Below are 22,880 nucleotides of genomic sequence, written 5' to 3'. Positions count from 1 at the left end.
TTCATCAATGATATGATAGCGTTATTGAACCACAATTACTATTGTACTATCACTCATATAAAATTTCCAGTAAGTTAATATGGTGGTGAAAATATGGTGGGGGCAAAAATTTTTTGCCCGTACCAGATTAAGTTAGACTAGCTCAGATAGAACTTGGGTTAAGCCCAGCCCAGAATTTGGGCAACCTCTTCAGCCAAAGACAGAGGTTCAAAGGGTTTAGCAATTACACCACTGACACCGAGACTATCAAACTTTTGGCGATCGCGATCTTGAATTTTCGCCGTCAGTAAAATCACAGGAATATCTTTCGTTTGCTGGTTCGCTTGTAGTTTTTGAAAAGTAGCAAAACCATCTAAATCCGGCATCATCACATCAAGCATAATTGCATCCGGCTGTTCGCTTTCCGCAGTTTCTATGCCTTCCATACCACAACAGGCAGTAATTACACTCCATCCACCGATCATCTCCAAACTCAGTTGAGCAATTTCTCGGATGTCATCTTCATCATCAATTAATAGAATTCGCTTAGTTGTCATCTGTTTTCCTTTACTATTTCTGATTCTGATGCCGCTTCGCATCAATTTAGAGGTTAATGGGTAGGCTGACAAAAAATGTACTTCCATCGCCAAAAATACTTTCCGCCCAAATTTTACCGCCATGCTGTTGGACAATGCTGCGACAGATAGCCAGTCCCAATCCAGTCCCCCCATTTTGTCGAGAGTCCGACGCATCCACCTGTTGAAAACGACCAAAGATAGTCTCAATTTTATCTGGTGGAATACCACGACCGCGATCGCGCACGGAAATCAAAACATGATTTTCCTGTGGTTTGGCGGTAAAATCAATCCGCTTGTTAGCCCCAGAAAAGCGAATGGAATTGCTCAACAAATTGGTGAGCATTTGAATAATCCGATCACGATCAACCATCACTTTAAATTCCAGAGGAACCACACAGAGATCAACCCCGGCTTTCTCCGCCACGGGTAACATTTCATCAGCAGCTTGTATCATCAAATCCGCCACATTGACCCAATGCTTCTCCATGGGAAGCTGACCCGAGTGCATTCTCTCCAGGTCAAGGATATCGTTAACTAAACGCATGAGGCGATCGCAATTAAACATAGCGATATCTAACATCCGTTCGCTTTTTTGCGGACTAGAGGCTAATAAGCCGCTAGATAATAGCCCCAAAGAACCACGAATAGAAGTCAGGGGAGTACGCAATTCATGGCTAACGACAGAAATAAACTCATCCTTCATCTTTTCCATCGCCTGCCTTTCCGTAATATCCTTAAACGTGATCACAGCCCCAATGATCGCCCCTTCCTGTCGCATGGGCGTACTGACATACTCCACAGGTAAAATTGTCCCGTCCTTGCGCCAGAAGACCCCATCTGTAACATAGCGAACCTTCCCATCTTCTAGGGTAGCAAAAATTGGCGAGGGCTGGAGGCTATCTGGGTGGGGTTCCCCTGGGGTCTGGGAACGACAATGGCCTTTAGTAATCTGCCGTAAATCGCTCATGATTAGTTCTCTAATATCATATCCAGTCATGCGCGCCCCAGCCGGATTAATAAAGGTGATTTTACCATCTCGGTTAAGACCACAAATTCCTTCCCCCGCCGAATCAAGAATTAACTCATTTTGGTGGCGCAGTTGCTCCAGGGTACACTCAATTCTTTTACGATAACTAATATCCCTGGCAATCATGGAAATGCCTGTAATTTGACCTAAAGCATCTTTAATAGGGGAAATCGTTAGAGAAACATCAATATTTGCACCATCTTGGCGGACGTGGATGGTTTCATAATGATCAATACCGCCTTGCGCCGTAATGCTAGTTAAGATGCGAGGCATTTCATTAGGTCGTTCTGGTAAAGCCAACATCGAAATCGGAGAGCCAATGGCTTCCACAGCACTATAACCATAGATTTGCTTGGCTCCTTCATTCCAACTGACAATTATACCATCTAAGGTATTACCAATAATCGCATCTTCCGAAGATTCTACCATCGATGCTAAACGAATATAATCGGCTTCTGCCTGTTTTTTTGCGGTAATATCTCGACCCAAAATTACTAACCCTTTCCGGACTCCCGTGGCTGTAAAAAGTGGCACTTTCATCACATCATAAATTCTCAGAATGCCATCATTTTGACGAATTTTTTCTTCTTCTTGATAGACTTTCTGTAACTGCCAAGCTTTTTCGTCTTTACACTGAGAATCTAAAAGTATTTTTTGATAACAAGATAAAGCATTCACGTGTTTAATTATATCAAAAATTTCGGCATCAGTTTTACCACGATAATCAATCTTATTTAATTGCAACAGGTCTAAAACTGCTTGATTTGCCTCTAGCCATCTCCCTTGGCTATCCTTAAAACAAACCAGATCCGGAATAGCATTAATTAGCGTTTGCAATAGTTCGGAACTGGCTCGTAATGCTTCCTCAACCCGCAGGCGATCGGCAATTTCTTGCTTCAGTTGTCGATTGGCTGCTTTGAGTGACTGGATGAGTTTCGTTTTTTTCGGAGTTTTTTTTCTCGCCATTGGATTTTAAAAACCTCATGGAGCATATAAATGAGATGAAATAAAATGAATTTATTTTATGTAGAATTAGGTCATACAATAGCTAGAATATCTAGCGGTTTTAGTGATAGGCAAAATCGGTTCTGGTGGCTAGGTTCTGAGTTCTTTTGAGTCTATTAACAATGCGAGTAGCAAGTTCCGATCCGGTGAAAGGTTTGGTTAAATAATCATCGGCTCCGGCTTGAAAAACTTGCTCGCGAATTTGGCGATCGGTTTGGGCGGTGACAAAAATAACCGGAATTCCTCGCCAGCGAGGATCATTGCGGACAATTTGGCATAATTCAATGCCATTGAGATGCGGCATTTCTATATCTAAAACTAACAAGTCAGGGTGGCTTGATTCCAGAGTTTTCCAAAATTGCCGAGGATCTCCTAGGGTTATGGTTTGAATACCCCAAGGTTGCAGCAAGGTTTGGATTGCTGCTAACATTTGGGGGTCATCATCGACTATCATTACCCGGGTATTGATGGCATAATGCTGACGGAAAACGTCCCTGATTACAGCGATCGCTCTTTCTATCGTAACGGGTTTTTCTAAAAAGGCACTACCACCCAGGCGCACCACTTCCACTCGCTTACTGATATCTCCTTGGGTGGTGAATACTACCGTAGGTATGGGGGGATTTTGTTGGGTTAGGTCAACTAATAGCTGACGGAAAGGATAGCGATCAAAGTTGAGTAGGACTACTTGGGGATTCGGGAGGAGTTGAAGCATATTTTCTTCCCTACCGCTGGGGGTGCGATCGCATATTTGCCGTATGGTCGCCTCTTCCGTGATAATTTCGGCTTGGATCTGATGACGACTCGCTTCTATAATTAGATTTTGGATAAATGGCTCGTTGGTGTCAATGATTAGTAGCCGGGGAGAATCGATTTGCTGTTGGTCAGATGTACAATTATTGGGGCGATCGGTTTCGACAATTTGATGTAGGCGATCAATCAGAATTGATAGAGATGGTAGGTGTTCACTAATTAGGGGGGTGTCCAGTTGCAGGATCAGCTCGATCTCACGAGCCACCGTTGACCCTTCCCTCCGTCCGAAGGTTCCCAGTGATCCGGCTAGTTTGTGGGCTTCCTGGCGCGCCTGTTTTTGCATTTGCAGATTGATCTGTCCGTCATTGGCGGCGGCGATCGCTTTTTCAATCGTAATTATCCGATCGTCTAGGGTCTCTCTAAATCTTTCCCAAACTTTTTGGATCGATTGATTCAGTTGGAATTGGCGATCGCTATCCGGTTCTGAGTTAGCCGTAGCGGTAGCTGAATGGAGTTTCTCCAAATTCTGATTCAGCCGATATCCTAACCCATAGACAGTTTCGATAAACTCAGCACCAGCACCAGCCGCTTTTAGTTTTTGCCGTAATCCCTTAATATGAGCCCGGACCGTATTAGCAGAAGGCGGATCATCAAAAGTCCACAACTTATCTAGGATTTTATCAATGCTGTAAGTCCGTTGACGGTCCCCCATTAACAGTTCCAGTAACCCATATTCTTTCGGGGTTACTTTAATCGGTTTTCCGTTATAAGTAACATCGCAGGTGCTAGTATCCAGCACCATTTTTTCATAGGTGAATACTGATGATGTCCCCTCGCTACTACGACGCAGCAAAGCACGGATACGAGCCGATAATTCCGCAATATCTAGGGGTTTAACCATGTAGTCATCGGCTCCCGCGTCTAAGCCTTTAACTTTGTCCTGTTGATTATTGCGCGCCGTTAATAGCAGTATCGGAACTTGGAAATTATGCGATCGTAATTGGTGACATAAACTAATACCATCCAGCAATGGTAATTCTATATCCAGTAAAACCAGATCATAACTGCTGCTTTGGATATATTCCCATCCCTGCTGTCCATCATTGACGACATCTACCTGATATTTCTGGCTCGTCAGCATGGCGACCAGAGCATCTGCTAGGTGTAAATCGTCCTCAACCAGAAGAATACGCATTGATGCACTTAAACTTGGAATTGTTGAGGACAGATGTATTTAGGAAATGTCTGTTTATCCCCCAACTCCGAGAGCAAAACTCAACTCTCTTTCTGAAGAAACAGCCAAGGAAATTACCCCTTTTCCTGAGAAACTCCCCGATCCCCATTTACTTTTTATCGTTCCTCAACAATAAATTATAGGGTAAATCCTGCCCAAAAAACTGCCTCTGGACAATTAACCTTCAGCCTCTGGCTAATTAGGGGGTTCCACCACCGCTACTGATGAGAACCCCCATAACCTGAAACTACAAGTGACAGTGATTAGATAACTGATTCAACTTCCGCAATTTCCGGGATTTTTTCCCGCAGGCGGCGTTCAATCCCCATTTTCAGCGTCATCGTTGAACTGGGACAGGAACCGCAGGCTCCTTGTAGCCGTAGCCGGACAATAGGACCGTCAAGTTCTACAATTTCCACGTTTCCACCGTCAGCCATCAAATAGGGACGTAGTTCGTCCAGGACGGTTTCCACATTTTCTGGAGTCAATGCTAAAGTAGTCATGATTTATCGGATCTGTTGTGCGATGTATTGAACAATTATGATCTTACCCCCATTTTAGCTAGTTCGGCTACTTCCTCAATCTCAACCCAAATCTCCCCCCTTGAGTTCGATATCAGCACTATAGCCGGGAAAGTTACGATCCTCAGTATAGCGGTATTCCTAGGCTTGGCGAAATAACTCGCCAGCATCTGTTGTTGATTCTGTCATGAAATCTGGCAACTATCAAAACACATATATTATCTATTATAATCTATTGACCGTAAATTTACCATAATTTTATGAAAATTACCGATTTTAAATTATAATAATCTCGGCGCTATGGATATCAATTCTGTGTATACATACCCTAGATCTTATTTTTGGGCTACCATACCCACAGCCCTTTATTCTGTCTGTTGATTAGAGATCCACCTCTGTGGCATTTCATCAATATATTATTCCCCATGATTCCCCCTTTTGCCACCCAACCTATGGCTATCTACTCACTCTAAATAGTCTCAAGTATTAATCAAAGTTATCACCCATGTCTGCACGTCCTATTTATCTTGATTGTCATGCTACTACCCCGGTAGATAAGCGCGTTTTAGAAGTAATGATTCCCTACTTTACCGAACACTTTGGCAACCCCGCCAGTGTGAATCATCTCTATGGTTGGGAAACCGAAGCCGCCGTCAAACAAGCGCGACAAATTATCGCCGATGCCATTAATGCTACTCCCACCGAAATAATTTTTACCAGCGGTGCAACCGAAGCCAATAATTTAGCCATTAAAGGAGTAGCAGAAGCCTATTTTAGCCAGGGTCGTCATCTAATTACTGTCGCCACAGAACACCATGCAGTCCTCGACCCCTACGATTACTTACAAGGCTTAGGATTTGATGTAACTTTACTCAGCGTTCAACCCGATGGCTTAATTGATTTAACCGAACTAGAAGAGGCTTTTAGACCCGATACAATTCTAGTTTCAGTGATGGCTGCTAACAACGAAATTGGGGTATTGCAACCCCTAGCTAAAATCGGTAAAATGTGTCACGATCGCCACATATTATTTCATACAGACGCAGCGCAAGCCTTGGGGAAAATACCACTAGATGTTGAGGAAATGAAGATTGATTTAATGTCCTTAACTGCTCACAAAGTCTATGGACCTAAAGGCATCGGTTGTCTATATGTGCGTCGTCGCCAACCCCGCGTCAAAATCGCCCCCCAAATTCACGGCGGCGGACAAGAAAGGGGGATCCGTTCAGGAACCCTTTACACCCCTCAAATTGTCGGATTTGGGGCGGCGGTAAAATTAGCTTTAAGCGAAATGGCAAGCGAAGCCCAACGGTTGACAAAATTACGCGATCGCCTTTGGAATCAACTGTCAACCCTCGACGATATCCGTCTCAATGGTCATCCCACCCAACGCTTACCCGGAAACCTAAATGTCAGTATTGCCGGGGTAGATGGTCAAGCATTACTATTAGCATTACAGCCAACAATGGCAGTATCATCAGGTTCCGCTTGTACCTCCACCCGCATTGAACCTTCCCACGTTTTAAAAGCCTTGGGAGTCCCCGAAAATCTAGCTTATGCTTCCCTGAGATTTGGCTTATCTCGGTTTAATACAGAAGCCGAAATTGACCAAGTAGCACAAGAGGCGATCGCCACCATTAAAGTGCTAAGAAGAGTTCAATATACTAGGTAACTAATTCATGGCAAAACCTGAATATTTAATGATTATTTTTACCCTGATTTGTGGTATCCTATCTTTAGGGATGGGTATGCTCAAAAACCCCAGAACTTCTCAGATAGCCACCCTCCCCCCAGACTACGATCGCCTAGCCGATTTAATCAGCTTTGGTGCTTGGCAAAAAGCCGAACGTCAGACCTATCGAATGATGTTGTTAATTCTGGGCAAAAAAAATCAGGAACTCACCCCCAAAGATATCGCCAAGTTTCCCTGTCAAGAATTAAGCCAAATTGACCAAACCTGGTACCAAGCCAGCCAGGGGGAGTTTAGTTTAACTAGACAACATCAAATCTGGCAAAAATTTCAGCAGTTAGACCCAGATAACCCCCTAACTTTTGCCTCTCTTAATTCATTCATCAAAAAATCCAACATTTGCCGGGATAGTCAGTCTCCCAACTCCTCAGCTATCCTTTGTCATGAACAATTGAATCTAGCCATATTTTCCCGTCTGCAAAAATGCCAAATTTCTCCCCCTTCTCCTCCCGTATTAGAAACCAAAATTTGACCAGTCCCCCTAACTCAGTCCCAGTCAGGAGTAGCACCAGGTGAGTCAACATCAAAAAAACACAGCCACAACCACAAACCCTAGTGGTAGCCCATCCGAGCCAAATTTTACAATTCTTTACTCAACTTGGGCTAACTCCTCACAGCAGATATATCCCCAGACGATCGCATAATGGTAAGCTACTAGATGGCTCAATCAATTATTCCTTGACTTAGTAAGTAACATTTACCCATGACCGACTCGACCCAAACCCCCTATCTGTTGCGCGCTGCGCGTGGTGAAGCCTTAGACCGTCCCCCCGTGTGGATGATGCGGCAGGCGGGTCGCTATATGAAAGCCTATCGCGATCTGCGGGAACAATATCCATCCTTCCGCGATCGCTCTGAAAAAACAGATATCGCCGTCGAAATTTCCTTGCAACCCTTCCGCGCCTTCGCCCCAGATGGAGTTATCCTATTTTCAGACATCCTCACTCCCTTACCCGGTATAGGCATTGATTTCGACATTGTGGAAAGTAAAGGTCCGATCATTGATCCGCCTATCCGCACTCAGTCTCAAATTGACCAACTACATCCTATCGAACCAGAAGCCTCCCTGCCATTTATTCGGGAAATTCTCCAAACTCTGCGCCACGAAGTCGGCAACAAAGCTGCTGTGTTAGGATTTGTAGGCGCACCTTGGACTCTGGCAGCTTATGCCATCGAAGGCAAAAGCTCTAAGGATTACACCATTATCAAAAGTATGGCATTTAGTGAACCCGCCATGCTACACCAATTTTTGGGTAAACTAGCTTCTGCGATCGCCACTTACGCCTGTTACCAGATTGACTCCGGGGCTCAGGTTGTGCAAATGTTTGATTCTTGGGCTGGTCAATTAAGCCCCCAGGACTATGAAACTTTTGCTTTACCCTATCAACAGCAAGTCGTTAAACAGGTCAAGGCTAAACATCCTGATACCCCTCTGATTCTCTATATTAACGGCAGTGCCGGAATTTTAGAAAGAATGGGTAAGTCTGGAGTTGATATGATCAGCGTTGACTGGACTGTGGATATGGCCGAAGCTAGAAATCGTATCGGTCACCATTTGGGAGTACAAGGAAATATTGATCCTTGTGTTTTATTTGGATCTAAAGACACCATCCGCGATCGCATTTTGGAAACTATCCGCAAAGCCGGAAACCGAGGTCATATTCTCAACCTAGGTCATGGGGTTTTACAAAAGACCCCAGAGGAAAATGTTGCCTATTTCTTTGAAACTGCCAAACAAGCAGATAAACTATTGGCAACTCATGTTTAACTGCCACATCTCATTGACTCTCAGAAAATTGGTTTCCTATACCGTTGGCGGTATCAGTTAAAAGCCGGTTGTAGAACAGTCAATTACACAGGGCAAAGGGGGTGTTTTCCACTGTCGAAATCATTAATTTCCCCCCTGCCTCTCCTCTTCTACCACTGCCTCTTGTTATGACCCAAAAAGTTTTCATCACTGGTGCTAGTGGCTGCATTGGTCACTATATCGCCGAAAGTTTAATTAATCACACTAATTATGAACTGTACTTTTTGGTTCGTAATCCAGACAAGCTAGGGTTTAATTATAAAAAACGACCCGATATTCACATCTTGGCTGGTGATTTGCGAGAGATTGATAAATTTTCCGACTTATTAAAAACCATTGATATCGCTATTTTGGCAGCCACCTCATGGGGCGGAAAACCCGAAGTATTTGATGTTAATATAACCAGTACCCACCAGTTACTCAAATCCCTCGATCATCAACGCTGTCAGCAAGTCATTTATTTCTCCACCGCCAGTGTCCTTAACCGCCAAAATCAACTCATCCCCGAAGCTGGAGAAATTGGCACCGATTATATTAGTTCAAAATATCATTGTTTGCAGCAGATTTCCCAAAACTATCCTGATTTTCCCCCCTTGCGGGTTCTCTTCCCTACCCTCGTGTTAGGGGGAGATACAGATAAACCCTATTCCCATCTTTCCTCTGGTCTCCCACAGGTGGTAAGCTGGATTAATCTGATTCGCTGGTTTAAGGCTGATGCGAGTTTTCATTTTGTCCACGCCGCCGATATTGCTAAAGTTGTCGAATATTTAGTTAATCATCCTCCACAGTCTCAGCAACCAGAATGGCTGGTTTTAGGAAACCCACCCTTGACATTAAATCAGGCGATCGCCGAAACTTGTGCCTACTATCACAAATCTATCTATTTCTCCATTTCTCTGTCTCTGTGGTTGGCTAATTTTTTCATCATTGTATTTCGCGTACAAATGGCTGAATGGGACCGCTTTTGTTTGAATTACCGCCATTTTACTTACCAAAACCCTGTTAGTCCCGCTACCTTCGGGGAAATTACCCGCTTTCCTACCCTAACCCATATCCTCGCAGAGTTTGCACCCACTTCTCCCTCTCCCTCTTCCTCTCCCTAGTCGGCTGATTTATCTGTTGTTGATTTTTTATTCAACTCGTCTCGCGCCGCGCTCAGGGGGTTGACAGAATGGGGAAAAATTGCTAATCTGAGAGTAGTAAATAAAATAATGGGAATCTTGACCTAAATCAAAAAATTGGATATATCCCCATTATCTAATAATACCACAAATTGCTCAAACCGGCAACCCCCTCCCATCCCCCCATCGGCGGGGGCGATAATTTTGTTACAAAACTTAATATAAGCAGCAAAGATTATGAAAACCTTTCCGAGAGAGATTGGCAATAAATCTCAAAATGAGTCACCAAAAGCGATCGTGCATTTAGAAGCAGTGAGCAAAGTTTATGGAATGGGAGACATAGAAGTTAAAGCCTTAAACGGTGTGAGTCTGACCGTAGAACCAGGAGAATACTGCTCAATTATGGGAGCGTCCGGTTCAGGAAAATCGACAGCCATGAACATTATCGGCTGTTTAGACCGTCCGAGTTCAGGTTCCTACCAACTAGACGGGGTAGGTGTCGCCCAAATGAATGAAGGGGAACTAGCCAAAATTCGGAACCTAAAAATTGGTTTTGTGTTTCAGCAATTCCACCTTTTGTCACAAATGACAGCCCTCGATAATGTCATGTTACCAATGCTCTATGCCGGAATTTCCGCCAAGGAAAGGCGAGAACGAGCCACAGAAGCCTTAATTCGGGTAGGTTTGGAAAATCGTATGCACAACAAACCCAACCAACTATCTGGGGGACAACAGCAAAGGGTGGCGATCGCCCGCGCCATTGTCAACCGTCCAGTATTATTACTAGCAGACGAACCCACAGGAGCTTTAGACTCCAAAACCACCCAGGAAGTCATGGATATTTTCACCGAAATGAATAATAGTGGCATGACTGTAGTTATGGTAACTCACGAACCCGATGTAGCTCGCCAAACCAAAAGGGTAGTTTGGTTTAAAGATGGTCAGGTGATTCATTCCCACCTGAAACCCGAAGATTTGCATCATGCCATTTAACCAAAAAGGGCGACCCATTCGGCTACCTGCAAATCAGGATATACAAAAATCAATCAATATATCTGTAGTTTCTTGTACCCAACAGCCAGACCCTCAGCAGCACCAGGCGTAGAACTCCGCAACCTCTTCCCTGGTTTGGGTAGAAGGATTTACGGGTGGGAGTGCGGAAAATTTGGTCAAATCATGTAGATTGTCTTAGGAATCGTGGTAAATTATGGACGGCTCGATATGGATCTCTATTGGTACTTTCTGCCTAATAAGCATATAGGAGCCACAGTAAACTAACTCAGGCGTAATAGAGTCGAGGGGATGACTCCTGAGACTCTGAGCCGGAGTCAACTGCATCACGAAACCAAAACCTATGCCAAATCCTTCTTTGCGTGAAACCCCAAGCCATGAACCGGCTGATGTTATTCCATCTAAACAGCAGGTTTCGCTGTTAGACTGGCTGACCCAAACTGGGCGCTTGATTCCGCGAGATACTGTTCAGGAGCCTGTGAGTAGTTACAGACCCGACGAAGAAGAAATATCAGAACTCATCGTTGATGATGCGTCTTATGTTGATGAAGATGACAACGATGATGAAGATATGGACGAGGACTAAGGAACAGTTAACAACCTATCACTTGGGTATAAACCGAGAAAGATTGATCAATAGGGGCTAATCAGTTACCCTAGGGCGAATTATATTTGCCTACAAAGTTTTTGGTGTTGAGGATTGATTGAAAAACCTGTGGATAGTAAATTTACTAACTCCAAGTCCCTACAAATATCAGGATCGTATTTATTACTGTTCCTGTGTTTAGGATTGAGCGCTTTCGCCATTGGCTTGGATATGACAGTGAGCCACCTATGGCCTGCTAATATTTCCTTGTTCGTACCGTTTACCATTTGCGCTTTAGTCGTGGCGGCGACCGGACAGTGGATTATCCCCATTTTAGCCCGGATTAAAGCCGGACAGTTCATCCGAGAAGACGGTCCGCAAGCCCACCTCAAGAAAGCCGGAACCCCAACCATGGGGGGGATTTTCTTTATTCCTGTCGGTATTGCGATCGCACTAGCCGGATCAGGATTTGATACTAATGTTATGGCAATTTGCGCCCTAACGGCTGGCTTGGGCTTAGTTGGGTTCATAGATGACTGGCAAATCTTGAGACGAAAATCTAATAAAGGCATCTCTGCTAAGATGAAATTGGCGCTGCAAGTGTTGTTGGCAGTGCTATTCTGTATCTGGTTAGTCTACAATCAAGCCTCGGTAGCATCTAATATCGCCTTACCCTTTGGCTTAACTCTATCCCTAGGGGTGTTATTCTGGCCCTTCGCTACATTCGTTCAGGTGGCGGAAAGTAATGCCACTAACTTAACCGATGGCGTTGATGGTTTAATGGGAGGATTAGGAGCGATCGCCTTTTTGGGAATGGCCGCCTATCTCGCCCCCACCTACCCAGAAATTGCCCTATTTTGTGCCTGTATGTCCGGCGCTTGTGTAGGATTTGTTTCCCACAACCGCAACCCAGCTAAAGTATTTATGGGAGATACAGGAGCCTTAGCTTTAGGGGGAGCCTTAGCCGGGGTAGCTTTGATTACTAATACCCTTTGGGTGTTATTAATTGTCAGTTTGATTTTCTTAGTCGAAACCCTGTCTGTCATTGCCCAAGTGACCTACTACAAGGCGACTAAAGATGCCAACGGAGTTGGTAAACGTCTGTTTAAAATGGCTCCACTTCACCATCACCTCGAACTTTATGGCTGGTCAGAAAATCAAGTTGTAGGCTGTTTCTATTGTATTCAAGGCTTATTAATTTGGGTGGTTTTTCTGATAGCTGGTTAGGTATTTTCTGGTGTGGTTAACAAGTTCAATTTGAACTGCCTATTATGCCATATATTTCTGTTGTCATTCCTATCTATAATGGCGAAGCTGATTTGCCAGATTTGATTGCTTGTTTGCGATCGCAAATCTACCCAACCAATCAGGTTGAGTATCTGCTAGTAGACAATAACAGCAGCGATCGCACCGGGGAAATATTGCAAACAGCTACCGCCGAGCCAACCCTACCCCTGCGACCCCTGACGGAAAATCAAATTCAAAGTTCCTACGCCGCCCGAAATCGTGGTATCCGCGCCGCCAGAGGAGAAATTATCGCCTTTACTGACGCTGACTGTCGCCCAGAACCTGAATGGTTAAAAAACCTGGTACAACCCTTTGGAGATGATCAAATTGGCATAGTAGCAGGGGAAATTATCGCTTTACCAGGAAACACTCTCCTAGAAAAACACGCCAGCCGCCAAGATACCCTTTCCCAAAAACACACCCTCGCACACCCTTTTTATCCCTACGGTCAAACCGCTAATTTAGCCGTGCGACGAGACGCATTCCAAAAAACGGGCTTATTTCGTCCCTATCTCACCACCGGGGGAGATGCTGATTTATGTTGGCGCATTCAACAGCAAACCAGCTACAAGTTAGCCTTTATGGAAAAAGCACAGGTTAAACATCGCCACCGCAGCACTCTAAAAGGATTACAAAGTCAGTGGCGACGCTATGGAGAGTCAAACCGCTATCTTCACCAAATCCACGGCGTGGATTTAATGCCTCAAATGCAGCCTAAAGACTACATATATAGCCTAGGGCGGTGGATAGTCAAGGAATTACCTGTCAATAGTGCTAAGGCGATTATAGGTCGCGGTGATTGGGTTGATGTGGTGGGGACTCCCATAGGTCTACTTAATGCGAGATGGCGATCGCTCGGTCAGCAACAAGCAAGTCTTCCTGAACAAGCCAAACAGATTGATCAGCTTTAGTCAAAGAAAAGTAAACAGTAGAGGTTGGTTTTGTGCCATGAATGTCACCCTTATACCCCATTCAACTGAAACAATTACCCGCGTTGGTGTAATTGGCGGCGGACAATTAGCTTGGATGATGGCTAGTGCGGCTAAGAATTTGGGGGTGTCTCTGGTGGTCCAAACTCCCCATAATAGTGATCCGGCTGTGGCGATCGCCGCCGATACCGTTTTAGCAAATATTGCTGATGCGATCGCTACTCAGGAGTTAGCTAAACGCTGCGATGTGATTACCTTTGAGAATGAGTTTATTGATCTTGATGCTCTCCAGGTATTGGCAGAAGCTGGGGTCTGTTTCCGCCCCCGTCTGGAGGCTTTAGCACCCCTGTTAGATAAATTTGAGCAATTATCTCAATTGCAACGTTTAGGCTTGCCTGTGCCTCGTTTTGAGGCGCTAACAAGGGCTGAAGGGGATCTTAACCCTAAAATTACCCAAGGTTTGGGTTATCCGGTAGTTCTCAAAGCTAGACGGCATGGTTATGATGGCCAGGGAACCTTTATCATTCCTGATGCTGCTACCCTGAAAGCTACCTGGGCGAAGTTTGATTATCCCCCCATGCTACTACAGGAATTTATCCCCTTTGAACGGGAATTAGCAGCGATCGCCGCCCGGTCAGTCACCGGAGATGTCGCTATTTATCCCATTGTGGAAACTATCCAACGCGATCAGGTTTGTCATCGCGTGATCGCCCCCGCTAAGATTAGCACCGATTTACAAAATCAAATTAATCGGTTAGCCCATACCCTTCTTAATGGTTTAGACGTGGTGGGGCTATTTGGTATTGAGTTTTTCCTGACCACTTCTGGGGAGGTTTTGGTTAATGAAATCGCCCCCCGCACCCATAATTCCGGTCACTTTAGCCTTGATGCTTGTTATACCTCCCAATTTGAACAACATTTGCGGGCCGTCTCTGGTTTACCTTTGGGAAGTCCTGACCTTAAATGTGGCGGCGCGGTGATGGTGAATTTGTTAGGGTTTGAGTTAGCCGAAAATGACTATTTCGCCAAACGGGAACAACTCGCCGCCATTCCTCAAGCTAAAGTTCACTGGTATGGGAAAATTCAGTCCCGTCCCGGTCGTAAACTCGGTCATGTCACCGTTTTAATTGATACTGAAGACCCCCATACTCTACATGAGGAAGCACAGGCGATCGCTCAACAGATAGAATCTATTTGGTATGGTGATCAACTTCCCTACCGCCATCAGTAATCATACTCATTGAACCCAGGGTTCCCCCACCAACAAAAAATAGCTGTCCTTACCTGTGAGGACAGCCTAATTTATCTAATTTATAGGTATATACTCTTAGTATTTAATACTCTAAGATTCTGCACTCTCCCCTGACTGAGATGATTGTAAATTATCAGGATCGACATAGTAGCAAACGGAATCTAAGCAAATTAACGCCCAGCCCGACTCTTCAATGTTTTTTAACTTGTAAGCACCCTGCTGCACAAAAAAGCCTTTATGATTGCGGGTATCAGCCTTAACGTAAACCTGGTTATCATTAACCTGGTTATCATTGCCCATAGTTATTTCTACGTTATCATTGCCCATAGTTATTTCTACTCCTTGTGTTATCAAATTGGTCTGCTAACTTCAAATAAGATTGTTAATGCGTGAAGTTCCCAAATCTTATCATTTATTTTGCCAATTGTTGGTTAAATAATATTATTTTTTGTAAAGGAGTTTCAAGAGCTACCTAGTAGGAATATTTACTCAGTCGCCCTATTCAACTGGAATTTACTTGAATTGCCGTGAACAGACCCGATAATTTCAGGTCTATTACTGGCGATGCTATATGTTAGCATATCATCAAATTGGTATTGCTAAAGTTCTAGGAGCCATTGTTTAACCCTAAGTAAACTTTTCCATTCAGGTTTGCGAGTCAATCCATCGTCCAAATTTTTTTTGACTTCCTCTAGCCACTCCGAATCAGCCATAATCATCTGTTGAGCCATTTCTACATGGGGACGAACCCCCGGTTTTTTTAACTCCAACATTGATACGGCTAAATTTACCCTAGCTTGGGGGTCGTGGGGATTTAATTTAACCGCCAACTTGGCGGCTTTATAAGCCGCAGAGGGTTTATTAGCCAGAAGGTATAACCAAGCTAGGCTAGTCCAGGCGTTACTATTTTTAGGGGAGCGATCGCACACTTCACGAAACACGGGGATTAAGGTATCCATAGCTTCCCCAGCTTGATAACGCTCAAATCCTTCCTTAAACAGTTCTTCAGTAGTTTTCATCGTTAGAGAGCAAGTATTACAGACTACAAAGCGATCGCCATTGTTACAGTACAACGTGCGATCGCCTTTAATCATACCTGATGGAGTCCGTCAACCATTAAGTAGCAAAGGACTTACCACAGCCACAGGTTTGACTAGCATTAGGATTAGTAAATTGGAACCCACCCCCAATCAAAGCGTTGCTGTAGTCAAGGACCATCCCATAAATATACAGCAGACTCTTGGGATCACAAACAACCTGAAAACCATTATGATCGAAGACCTCATCAGTATCCTGGATGCTATCGGGTTCAACAAAATCCATCATGTAAGACATACCAGAACATCCCCCCTGACGGACACCCACCCGTAAACAGAGGTCTCTACCTTGCTTCTCGCGCAGGAAAAGCACCTGCTGAACAGCAGCATCAGTCATCTGAATTCCTTGGGTTGGGGTTTTAGACTCAGTTGCTTGTGTCATTGGCTTTCCTAACTCCTTGATTTTTATGATTTTCGCAATACTAAACTAGGGGTCGAGATAGGTCTGACGACTTACTCGGACTATTGAGAACACCATAACTGCTCAATGGGCTTGGCTCTCACTCTCACCTGCTATGCTGGAATGTGGGAATGGGAGCCAGCATTGTTTACACAGTGGTTCCCAATAGCGTTCCATAGCTCATTTAACGCCGGGCTAATTAATTTATGGCAGGCCAACTCATGAATCGACCCTGCCATGTATTGATCCTAGCTCCGATTGTAACAAATTTAGGGTGGGGAGTGTTAAGATGACGGTCAAGGAGACCTGGGCTAGGGATGAAAAGCCAGTCCTACAGCCAGATCTAACCTGGGCGCGATCGCATTTACCAGAATTTGGTATTTTGTCATACAATCTAAGATTAGAGACCATAGCAGGGACCTGCAACCTGTTACCATAAACGGAGCGGGTGTAAAATTCCCGGTTCAATCAATTGTGTAAAATCTTAATCTGGTAGCACTACTCGATATTATAATTTATCTAAATGACATTTCTCAATCGTTCAACCCTTCGTCGTTTACAAAAACTACCATCCATTCCTAGCGTGTGGGAGGGCGATCGCCGTCCGATGTCTCAGGGGATGTCACAGACTAATTTAGAAACAGATATAGAGACTGATAATGACTGCATCATTTGGGTTGACGGTTCTCAGGGAATGGTACGGTCAATGGATATGGTATCGGCTAATATTGGTCCAGAAGCGATCGTCCGCACCCTACTTAGAGCGATGGAACATCCCCAAAGCCCCACCCCAGCAGCCCGCCCTCACAAAATTGTGGTCAAAGATCGCGAAATTCAGTTTTTCCTGCGCGGTGTCTTACAAGAACTGGATATAGTTATAGACTATGTACCGGATTTACCACTAATTGATGAGATATTTAGGGGACTCCAAGAAGTAGCCGAAAGTCGCCCTCCTCAACTTCCCGAAGCCTTTGTAGATCCCCTGCTCAAAAAAGCCTATCAAATTTGGCAAGATGCACCCTGGGATAAATTAGTGGAACATCAAATTATTTCTATAGAAATCAATCACTTAGATGTAGGAACTCTCTACATTTCTACACTAGGGAAGTTAGGGATGGATTATGGGGTGTTAATGTACCGTTCCCTAGAATCTTTAAAAAGGTTTCGAGAAAGAGTTGTTGCTGACCGACCTTTTGATAACCTAGAAGAAGCATTTTTAACTCAAGATTGTCTGTTTGTCACCTTTGAGCCTTTGTCAGAAGAAGATGAGGAGGAGGACGTAATCTGGGAAACTTTATCAGCATCGCAGATTGAACCTAACTTTGGTAATTTACACCCCTTAGAAGGTTTGCGATCTGTGATCTACGAAGAAGAAGCCACGGTGATGATGGTAGCCTTGGAAGCACTGCACCGATTCTTACGAGATTTTCGCTATAAATTAAATGAGGATTCATTTCCTAAGCTGTCGAAACGATATCGCATATCTTGTTCCTTACCTGATGCAACTGAAACCAAAATGATTTCGGTGAAGGTGGAAACTTTACCAGAGGTGGCTGATGAACTTCTGGAAATGGTGGAAGCCGCAGCGGAAGATGACGACGAGGAGTTGGATTACCCTACGTTACGAGATGATTTGATACCACCTAAATCATTTTTGAGTTTAGGTGTAATTCCTTGGGAAACGGTGGATTATTTGCGAAACAATACGGAGTTCTATCAGCCTTCGGATGTGCAAATTCCTCAGAAAGGGGATGGTCTACCTGTGATTTTGATTCAAACTTCTAAGCCGAAGGCGAAAACACTAATTCAAAATTTGGAGGAGGCTGGAGGATTAACGGGAATATGTTTTAACTCAGGAAAAGATCCCCTGGAGGGTCGCAATTATGACCTGGGAATTTTGAAGACGGAAAATGGTGAATTGCATTTGTTTGGTGAATTTATCGAAGATGACCCAACTCATCAGCGGGCTCGGAAAAACTGGGAACAACGCTGTAGCCAAACTCAGGGTTGGTGTGGTTTAATTATTGCTATGGGGTTGACGGGGGCTTCTCGTGGTCAGCCCGGTTTTAAGGATATGATGGCATTGGTGGAATTGCGATCGGTTTCTCCTGATGAGTTGGGATTGGGACCTTTAGAACTCATTACCCCCATGTAATTAACTGGAAACTACAACCTAGGTTATGTCTGAACTACCCCCCCTAAATACTGATACGATTTGGGCGATTCTGAATGAGGAAATAGACGACAGCACTGTTAATCAACTGGTGTGGTATTATCTCGGTTATCGCTATGACGAACAAAGCGATCGCTGGGATGTAACTCAAGTGGATACACAGTGGCGAGAAACCTACGGAGAACCCCCGGACTTTATCGAAAGCCGTCCGGCTACTGTTCAACTCACCCGGTCGATACCTAAAGAAAATAAACAACTCCTGAAAGAGGAACTAGGCTTTAAAGGCTACACTATTGGAAACTTTGGACCGAGACAAACCCGGCGCGCTACTATGGCTAACTGGTTACTCTCCTATATCAAAACTACCCAGCCCAACAACACAGATATTCAAGCAATATCAACAACGCAAACATAATTGAGGTAAGGATTTCGTGACGATTTTATCGCGTAGGGGCGGGTCCGGCGATCAGCCAGAACCCGACACCAGCCAACTTTCTAAACCCGCTATGAAAACTGCATTTTTGGGACTGGGTGTGATGGGTGGCTATATGGCTGCTAACCTCGCTCAAGGTGGTTATGATGTGAAAGCATGGAATCGTACTCGATCGCGTCCTGGTGTGGCGATCGCCTCTGATGCAGGCGCTAAAATCGTTCATACCATAGAAGAGGCTGTGACGGAAGCTGAGGTGATCTGTACCTGTGTGGGAGATGTTCCCGATGTGGAAGAAGTCATCCTTGGTCCGGAAGGGGTGATTCAGTTTGCTAAACCGGGCGCGATCATTATAGACTTTAGCACTATTGGGTCGGCGGCGGTTCATCCGATCGCTTCGGCGATCGCATCCCATGAAATGCAATTTTTAGATGCGCCTGTTTCTGGGGGAGATATTGGCGCGAAAAATGGGACTCTAACTATTATGGTGGGTGGCGATCGCCATAGCTTTGACACCTGCCTACCCTTGTTAGAAACAATGGGTAAAAATATCCGCTATTGTGGTCCTAGTGGTAGCGGTCAAGCTGTTAAACTCTGTAATCAGGTACTATGTTCCCTCAACATGATTGGACTATGTGAGGCGATGTTACTAGCGGAACATCAGGGTATTGACCCTCAACTAATTGTGGAGGTATGCAGCACCGGAGCCGCTGGGTCTTGGGCTTTGTCTAACCTAGGGGAAAAGGTAGCTAACAATGATTTCGCTCCGGGTTTTATGATTCGCCACATGGTTAAGGATTTGCGATTAGTTCAAGAGGCTATTTCCAGGGAGTTACCAGGGGTAAAATTAGCCGATACCCTGTTTAAAATAGTTCAGAATTTGGATGAAGGTTTAGGCTCTAATCAAGGAACCCAAGCCATGATTAGAGCTTATCAGAAGCCGGACAATTAACAATTAACAATTAATAATTAATAATTATCCATTTCCGAGACCGCCGCTACTAGAGATAAAGCCACCATGGGGGCTGTGACCGATCGCAAAATTCGGCTTCCCAGAGACACAGGCTGAAATCCCCTATTAATTGCTTCCTCAACCTCTGGTGTTGTCCATCCCCCTTCGGGTCCAATAGCTAAAAGCAGGGAATTGTAGACATAACCCTTTCCTTGTCCGGTTCGAGAAGCCAACAAACAATTCAACAGGTGGGGAAAATCTCCCCTAGCCACACAAATATATTTATCTACCTCTTCTCCCTGGTCTGACAAAGTTTCCCAAGCCTGCTGTATCGATAGTGGATCAGTAATTTCCGGGAGGATCTGACGTTCTGACTGTTCCGCCGCCTCTGTAGCAATACGTCGCCAGCGGGCTAGTTTTTGAGGGCTAGGGACAACCACAGTGCGGGCGCTGATAATGGGAACCAAACGAGACACTCCCAACTCCGTAGTACAGCGCACAATCTCCTCAAAGCCACTTCCTTTAGGCATAGACACCCATAAAGTCACAGGTATGGGTAACTCATTGTTAACCCTTATCGGTTCAACCACAGTGGCATTTTGCCCGCCTTTCCAGATAGCCAGCCACCAACCCCCCCGACCATCAAGAATAATAAAGCGATCGCCCTGTTGTAGGCGCAACACTCGACCCAAATAATGCTGTTGTCCAGCAGTCAGGTCTACCTGTTGGTCATGGAATTGTTCAGGAGCGATCGCGATCCGTTGAAGTTCCCTCATGAAATTCTGTTAACAAAATGACCCCACCCGACTTTTGGTAGGGTGGGGATTGCTTAATCAGCCATTAAAGGCAATTAGGACTCAGCGCGAACCTTAGCTAGGTACTCCTCAATCGCCTGGGTAGCAATTTCGACAATTGGTTTGCTTTGGCGTTTCGACTCATCTTTTAGTTGACTATAGATGTCATGACGCACACTAACCCGATGTCGGATTTTGCTAGGATCGACCGGAGCTTGGGGCGCAGTCGCATCATTAGAGAGTGTTTCTGGCGAAGTTGGGACAGGGATTTCTTTCGTCTCAATGTTCATCGAGGAATTTACTTGGTAATTGGATACAAAAGTGCGGATGGAGTCTAAACCAACACGATGGCAAAAATCGCCAAAACTCTCGGACGGTTGCCGATTCTGTTTAAAGCCAACAAAAATCGGCTCCAGAACTGCTTCTAGGTCACATAGAGCCAGCCGTTCCATAAAAGGTTCAGCTAGTCGCGTTTGGTTAGGAGAGCCTCCCAGCCAAACCTGGTAGGTGTCGGGAGCGCTACCGACGAACCCCAGTTCCGCCATGTAGGGTCTGGCACATCCATTGGGACATCCTGTCATCCTAACGACAAAATGCTCCTGTTCCAGCCCTACCTTGTCCAACAATACCCGAATCCGGTCTAGGATACTAGGGATTGCACGTTCAGATTCTGCAATTGCTAATCCGCAAGTTGGGAAAGCCGGACAGGCCATGGCATAGCGGACCAGAGGATCAATTTCGGTTTCTGGCAAAACCCCATGTTCTTTCAGGAGGCGATCGATTTGCTGCTGGTGTTTCGGCGAAATCTCATACAGGATAATGTTATGGTTGCCTGTAATTAACATTGGCAACTCAAACTTTTGGTGAATTTTCTGTAAAGCCGCCTTCAGCCGGAAACTTCCGTCATCTTTCACCCGGCCATTTTCCACCGAGATACCCAGAAATAATTTACCGTCGCCCTGTTCATGCCATCCCAGGTAATCTTGATATTTCCAAGGAGGCAGGGGTTTAAAAGGTTTTAGGGGTTTGCCAAAATAATCCTCAACCTGAGCGCGGAATTTGTCAACTCCCCAATCCTCAATTAAATATTTCATCCGCGCGTGGCGGCGGTTAGTGCGATCGCCATAATCCCGCTGAGTTGCTACGATCGCCTTCATCAAATCATAAATATCAGCGCGATCGACATAGCCAATTTCATCAGCTATACGGGGAAAGGTCTCCTCTTTGCGGTGAGTTCTACCCATACCGCCTCCTGCTAGGACGTTAAAGCCCTCCAATTCTCCCGCCGCATTAGTTATGACCACCAAACCCACATCTTGGGTATAAATATCAACAGAGTTATCTCCTGGGACTGTTACCGCACATTTGAATTTGCGCGGCATATAATGCTTGCCATAGATCGGCTCTTCCCCCTCATGGAAAATTGTGCCATTACCATTGCGATCGCGCGCCGCTTTGACTTCCGGGTTTTCCTCCGCACTAACTATTTTTTCTCCATCGAGCCAAATTTCATAATAAGCCCCAGTCTGAGGAGTCAGCAGATCCGCAATATAATTCGCGTAGGTTTTCGCATACTCATACTCAGGGCGATCGCAATAGGGAGCCGGAGGAGCCATCACATTCCGGTTCAAGTCTCCACAAGCACCCAGAGTCGAGCCCATGCTTTTGATAATGCTAGAGAGAACCGTTTTCAGGTTCTTTTTGAGAATCCCATGGAGTTGGAACCCTTGGCGGGTAGTTGTCCGCAGTGTCCCATTCCCGTATTCATCCGCTAGATGATCGAGAGTCTCATAAAGCTGAGGTGGGATAAATCCCCCGGGGCTGCGGGTTCGCAACATAAACTGATAATCTTTCTCTTGTCCCGGAACCCGATTATCTCGGTTATCCTGTTGGTAGGAGCCATGAAACTTGAGAATCTGAACCGCATCCTCTGTCAAATAGTTGCGATCGTTGAGCAGTTCAGTTGCTAAAGGCTCCCGCAGTTGATTACTGCGCTCTTTGATAGCTTCAAGTTTAGAGAGCTTTTGCGCTGATTTCGTAAATGTAGGGCTTGTCATAGTAAAGTGAAGTGCCAGTCAAAACAAAAAAACATCGAGGCTGAACCTGACTTAGCGTGAACTACCCCACCCTGCCTTTGGCGAGGATGGGGCTTCCTGATTCAACGGGAACTGCATCTAACAAAACCGATGTTTTG

Annotated in this window: 23 protein-coding genes; 14 read left to right on the top strand and 9 right to left on the bottom strand. The window is 45.0% G+C overall.

Annotated elements, in window-relative coordinates:
• Positions 1–158: 158 nt before the first annotated feature.
• From P5674_RS11510 to P5674_RS11500, 3 genes are all read right to left on the bottom strand, one after another.
• Positions 159–536 carry a response regulator gene (locus P5674_RS11510; RefSeq protein WP_006619737.1) on the bottom strand — a complete coding sequence of 126 codons (378 nt, stop codon included), beginning with the start codon at positions 534–536 and terminating at the stop codon, positions 159–161.
• A 46-nt stretch (positions 537–582) separates the two neighbouring features.
• Positions 583–2,550, bottom strand: coding sequence for a PAS domain-containing sensor histidine kinase (locus tag P5674_RS11505; protein ID WP_006619736.1), 1,968 nt, complete (start codon positions 2,548–2,550; stop codon positions 583–585).
• 100 nt (positions 2,551–2,650) lie between these two features.
• Entirely contained in the window at positions 2,651–4,537 is a 1,887-nt protein-coding gene (locus tag P5674_RS11500; RefSeq protein WP_006619735.1) for a response regulator, read from the bottom strand.
• Between the two features lie 46 nt (positions 4,538–4,583).
• Here P5674_RS11500 and P5674_RS11495 point away from each other — a divergent pair, with 46 nt between their 5' ends.
• Positions 4,584–4,712 (top strand): hypothetical protein, encoded by a 129-nt coding sequence (locus tag P5674_RS11495; protein WP_286131400.1) that lies wholly within the window; start codon positions 4,584–4,586, stop codon positions 4,710–4,712.
• A 127-nt stretch (positions 4,713–4,839) separates the two neighbouring features.
• Here P5674_RS11495 and P5674_RS11490 read toward each other — a convergent pair whose 3' ends face one another.
• Positions 4,840–5,079, bottom strand: coding sequence for a NifU family protein (locus tag P5674_RS11490; RefSeq protein ID WP_006619734.1), 240 nt, complete (start codon positions 5,077–5,079; stop codon positions 4,840–4,842).
• A gap of 523 nt (positions 5,080–5,602) precedes the next feature.
• Between P5674_RS11490 and P5674_RS11480 the strand changes: the two genes are divergently transcribed.
• The 9 genes from P5674_RS11480 to P5674_RS11440 all read left to right on the top strand — a co-directional run bounded on the left by P5674_RS11480 (position 5,603) and on the right by P5674_RS11440 (position 14,819).
• A complete protein-coding gene (locus tag P5674_RS11480) occupies positions 5,603–6,769 on the top strand; it encodes an IscS subfamily cysteine desulfurase (protein WP_006619733.1) in 1,167 nt (388 codons plus the stop codon).
• A gap of 7 nt (positions 6,770–6,776) precedes the next feature.
• Positions 6,777–7,319 carry a GUN4 domain-containing protein gene (locus P5674_RS11475; RefSeq protein ID WP_006619732.1) on the top strand — a complete coding sequence of 181 codons (543 nt, stop codon included), beginning with the start codon at positions 6,777–6,779 and terminating at the stop codon, positions 7,317–7,319.
• Positions 7,320–7,550: 231 nt separating this feature from the next.
• Entirely contained in the window at positions 7,551–8,615 is a 1,065-nt protein-coding gene (gene hemE / locus P5674_RS11470) for a uroporphyrinogen decarboxylase (RefSeq protein WP_006619731.1), read from the top strand.
• 167 nt (positions 8,616–8,782) lie between these two features.
• Positions 8,783–9,757, top strand: coding sequence for an NAD-dependent epimerase/dehydratase family protein (locus P5674_RS11465; RefSeq protein WP_014274341.1), 975 nt, complete (start codon positions 8,783–8,785; stop codon positions 9,755–9,757).
• A gap of 255 nt (positions 9,758–10,012) precedes the next feature.
• Positions 10,013–10,768, top strand: a complete 756-nt coding sequence (locus tag P5674_RS11460) for an ABC transporter ATP-binding protein (protein WP_006619729.1) — start codon at positions 10,013–10,015, stop codon at positions 10,766–10,768.
• A gap of 361 nt (positions 10,769–11,129) precedes the next feature.
• Positions 11,130–11,372 (top strand): DUF3134 domain-containing protein, encoded by a 243-nt coding sequence (locus P5674_RS11455; protein WP_006619728.1) that lies wholly within the window; start codon positions 11,130–11,132, stop codon positions 11,370–11,372.
• A 129-nt stretch (positions 11,373–11,501) separates the two neighbouring features.
• Entirely contained in the window at positions 11,502–12,599 is a 1,098-nt protein-coding gene (gene mraY, locus P5674_RS11450) for a phospho-N-acetylmuramoyl-pentapeptide-transferase (protein ID WP_035737650.1), read from the top strand.
• Positions 12,600–12,643: 44 nt separating this feature from the next.
• Positions 12,644–13,570: a glycosyltransferase gene (locus P5674_RS11445; RefSeq protein ID WP_014274339.1), complete on the top strand. Its 927-nt coding sequence runs from the start codon at positions 12,644–12,646 to the stop codon at positions 13,568–13,570.
• Positions 13,571–13,607: 37 nt separating this feature from the next.
• The gene (locus P5674_RS11440) at positions 13,608–14,819 is read left to right on the top strand and encodes a 5-(carboxyamino)imidazole ribonucleotide synthase (RefSeq protein WP_006619725.1); all 1,212 of its coding nucleotides are present in this window, start codon (positions 13,608–13,610) and stop codon (positions 14,817–14,819) included.
• A gap of 111 nt (positions 14,820–14,930) precedes the next feature.
• Here P5674_RS11440 and P5674_RS11435 read toward each other — a convergent pair whose 3' ends face one another.
• The 3 genes from P5674_RS11435 to P5674_RS11425 form a co-directional block, all read right to left on the bottom strand.
• Entirely contained in the window at positions 14,931–15,167 is a 237-nt protein-coding gene (locus P5674_RS11435) for a hypothetical protein (RefSeq protein WP_006619724.1), read from the bottom strand.
• 272 nt (positions 15,168–15,439) lie between these two features.
• Positions 15,440–15,859 carry a tetratricopeptide repeat protein gene (locus P5674_RS11430; RefSeq protein WP_006619723.1) on the bottom strand — a complete coding sequence of 140 codons (420 nt, stop codon included), beginning with the start codon at positions 15,857–15,859 and terminating at the stop codon, positions 15,440–15,442.
• 97 nt (positions 15,860–15,956) lie between these two features.
• The gene (locus P5674_RS11425; RefSeq protein ID WP_006619722.1) at positions 15,957–16,319 is read right to left on the bottom strand and encodes a HesB/IscA family protein; all 363 of its coding nucleotides are present in this window, start codon (positions 16,317–16,319) and stop codon (positions 15,957–15,959) included.
• A gap of 307 nt (positions 16,320–16,626) precedes the next feature.
• Between P5674_RS11425 and P5674_RS11420 the strand changes: the two genes are divergently transcribed.
• The 4 genes from P5674_RS11420 (at position 16,627) to P5674_RS11405 (ending at position 19,892) form a co-directional block, all read left to right on the top strand.
• Positions 16,627–16,776: a hypothetical protein gene (locus P5674_RS11420; protein ID WP_157888666.1), complete on the top strand. Its 150-nt coding sequence runs from the start codon at positions 16,627–16,629 to the stop codon at positions 16,774–16,776.
• Between the two features lie 84 nt (positions 16,777–16,860).
• Positions 16,861–18,492 (top strand): DUF6930 domain-containing protein, encoded by a 1,632-nt coding sequence (locus P5674_RS11415; protein WP_014274336.1) that lies wholly within the window; start codon positions 16,861–16,863, stop codon positions 18,490–18,492.
• Between the two features lie 25 nt (positions 18,493–18,517).
• Positions 18,518–18,925, top strand: coding sequence for a DUF1823 family protein (locus P5674_RS11410; protein WP_006619720.1), 408 nt, complete (start codon positions 18,518–18,520; stop codon positions 18,923–18,925).
• Positions 18,926–19,016: 91 nt separating this feature from the next.
• Positions 19,017–19,892 (top strand): NAD(P)-dependent oxidoreductase, encoded by an 876-nt coding sequence (locus P5674_RS11405; RefSeq protein WP_014274335.1) that lies wholly within the window; start codon positions 19,017–19,019, stop codon positions 19,890–19,892.
• Positions 19,893–19,909: 17 nt separating this feature from the next.
• Here P5674_RS11405 and P5674_RS11400 read toward each other — a convergent pair whose 3' ends face one another.
• Positions 19,910–20,668 carry a 16S rRNA (uracil(1498)-N(3))-methyltransferase gene (locus tag P5674_RS11400; RefSeq protein WP_006619718.1) on the bottom strand — a complete coding sequence of 253 codons (759 nt, stop codon included), beginning with the start codon at positions 20,666–20,668 and terminating at the stop codon, positions 19,910–19,912.
• A 74-nt stretch (positions 20,669–20,742) separates the two neighbouring features.
• Positions 20,743–22,743: a sulfite reductase, ferredoxin dependent gene (sir, locus tag P5674_RS11395; RefSeq protein WP_006619717.1), complete on the bottom strand. Its 2,001-nt coding sequence runs from the start codon at positions 22,741–22,743 to the stop codon at positions 20,743–20,745.
• Between the last annotated feature and the right edge of the window lie 137 nt (positions 22,744–22,880).

The organism is Limnospira sp. PMC 289.06, assembly GCF_032350395.1.
In the GTDB taxonomy this organism is placed as follows: domain Bacteria; phylum Cyanobacteriota; class Cyanobacteriia; order Cyanobacteriales; family Microcoleaceae; genus Limnospira; species Limnospira platensis.
This window is presented reverse-complemented; position numbering and strand designations above follow the sequence as displayed.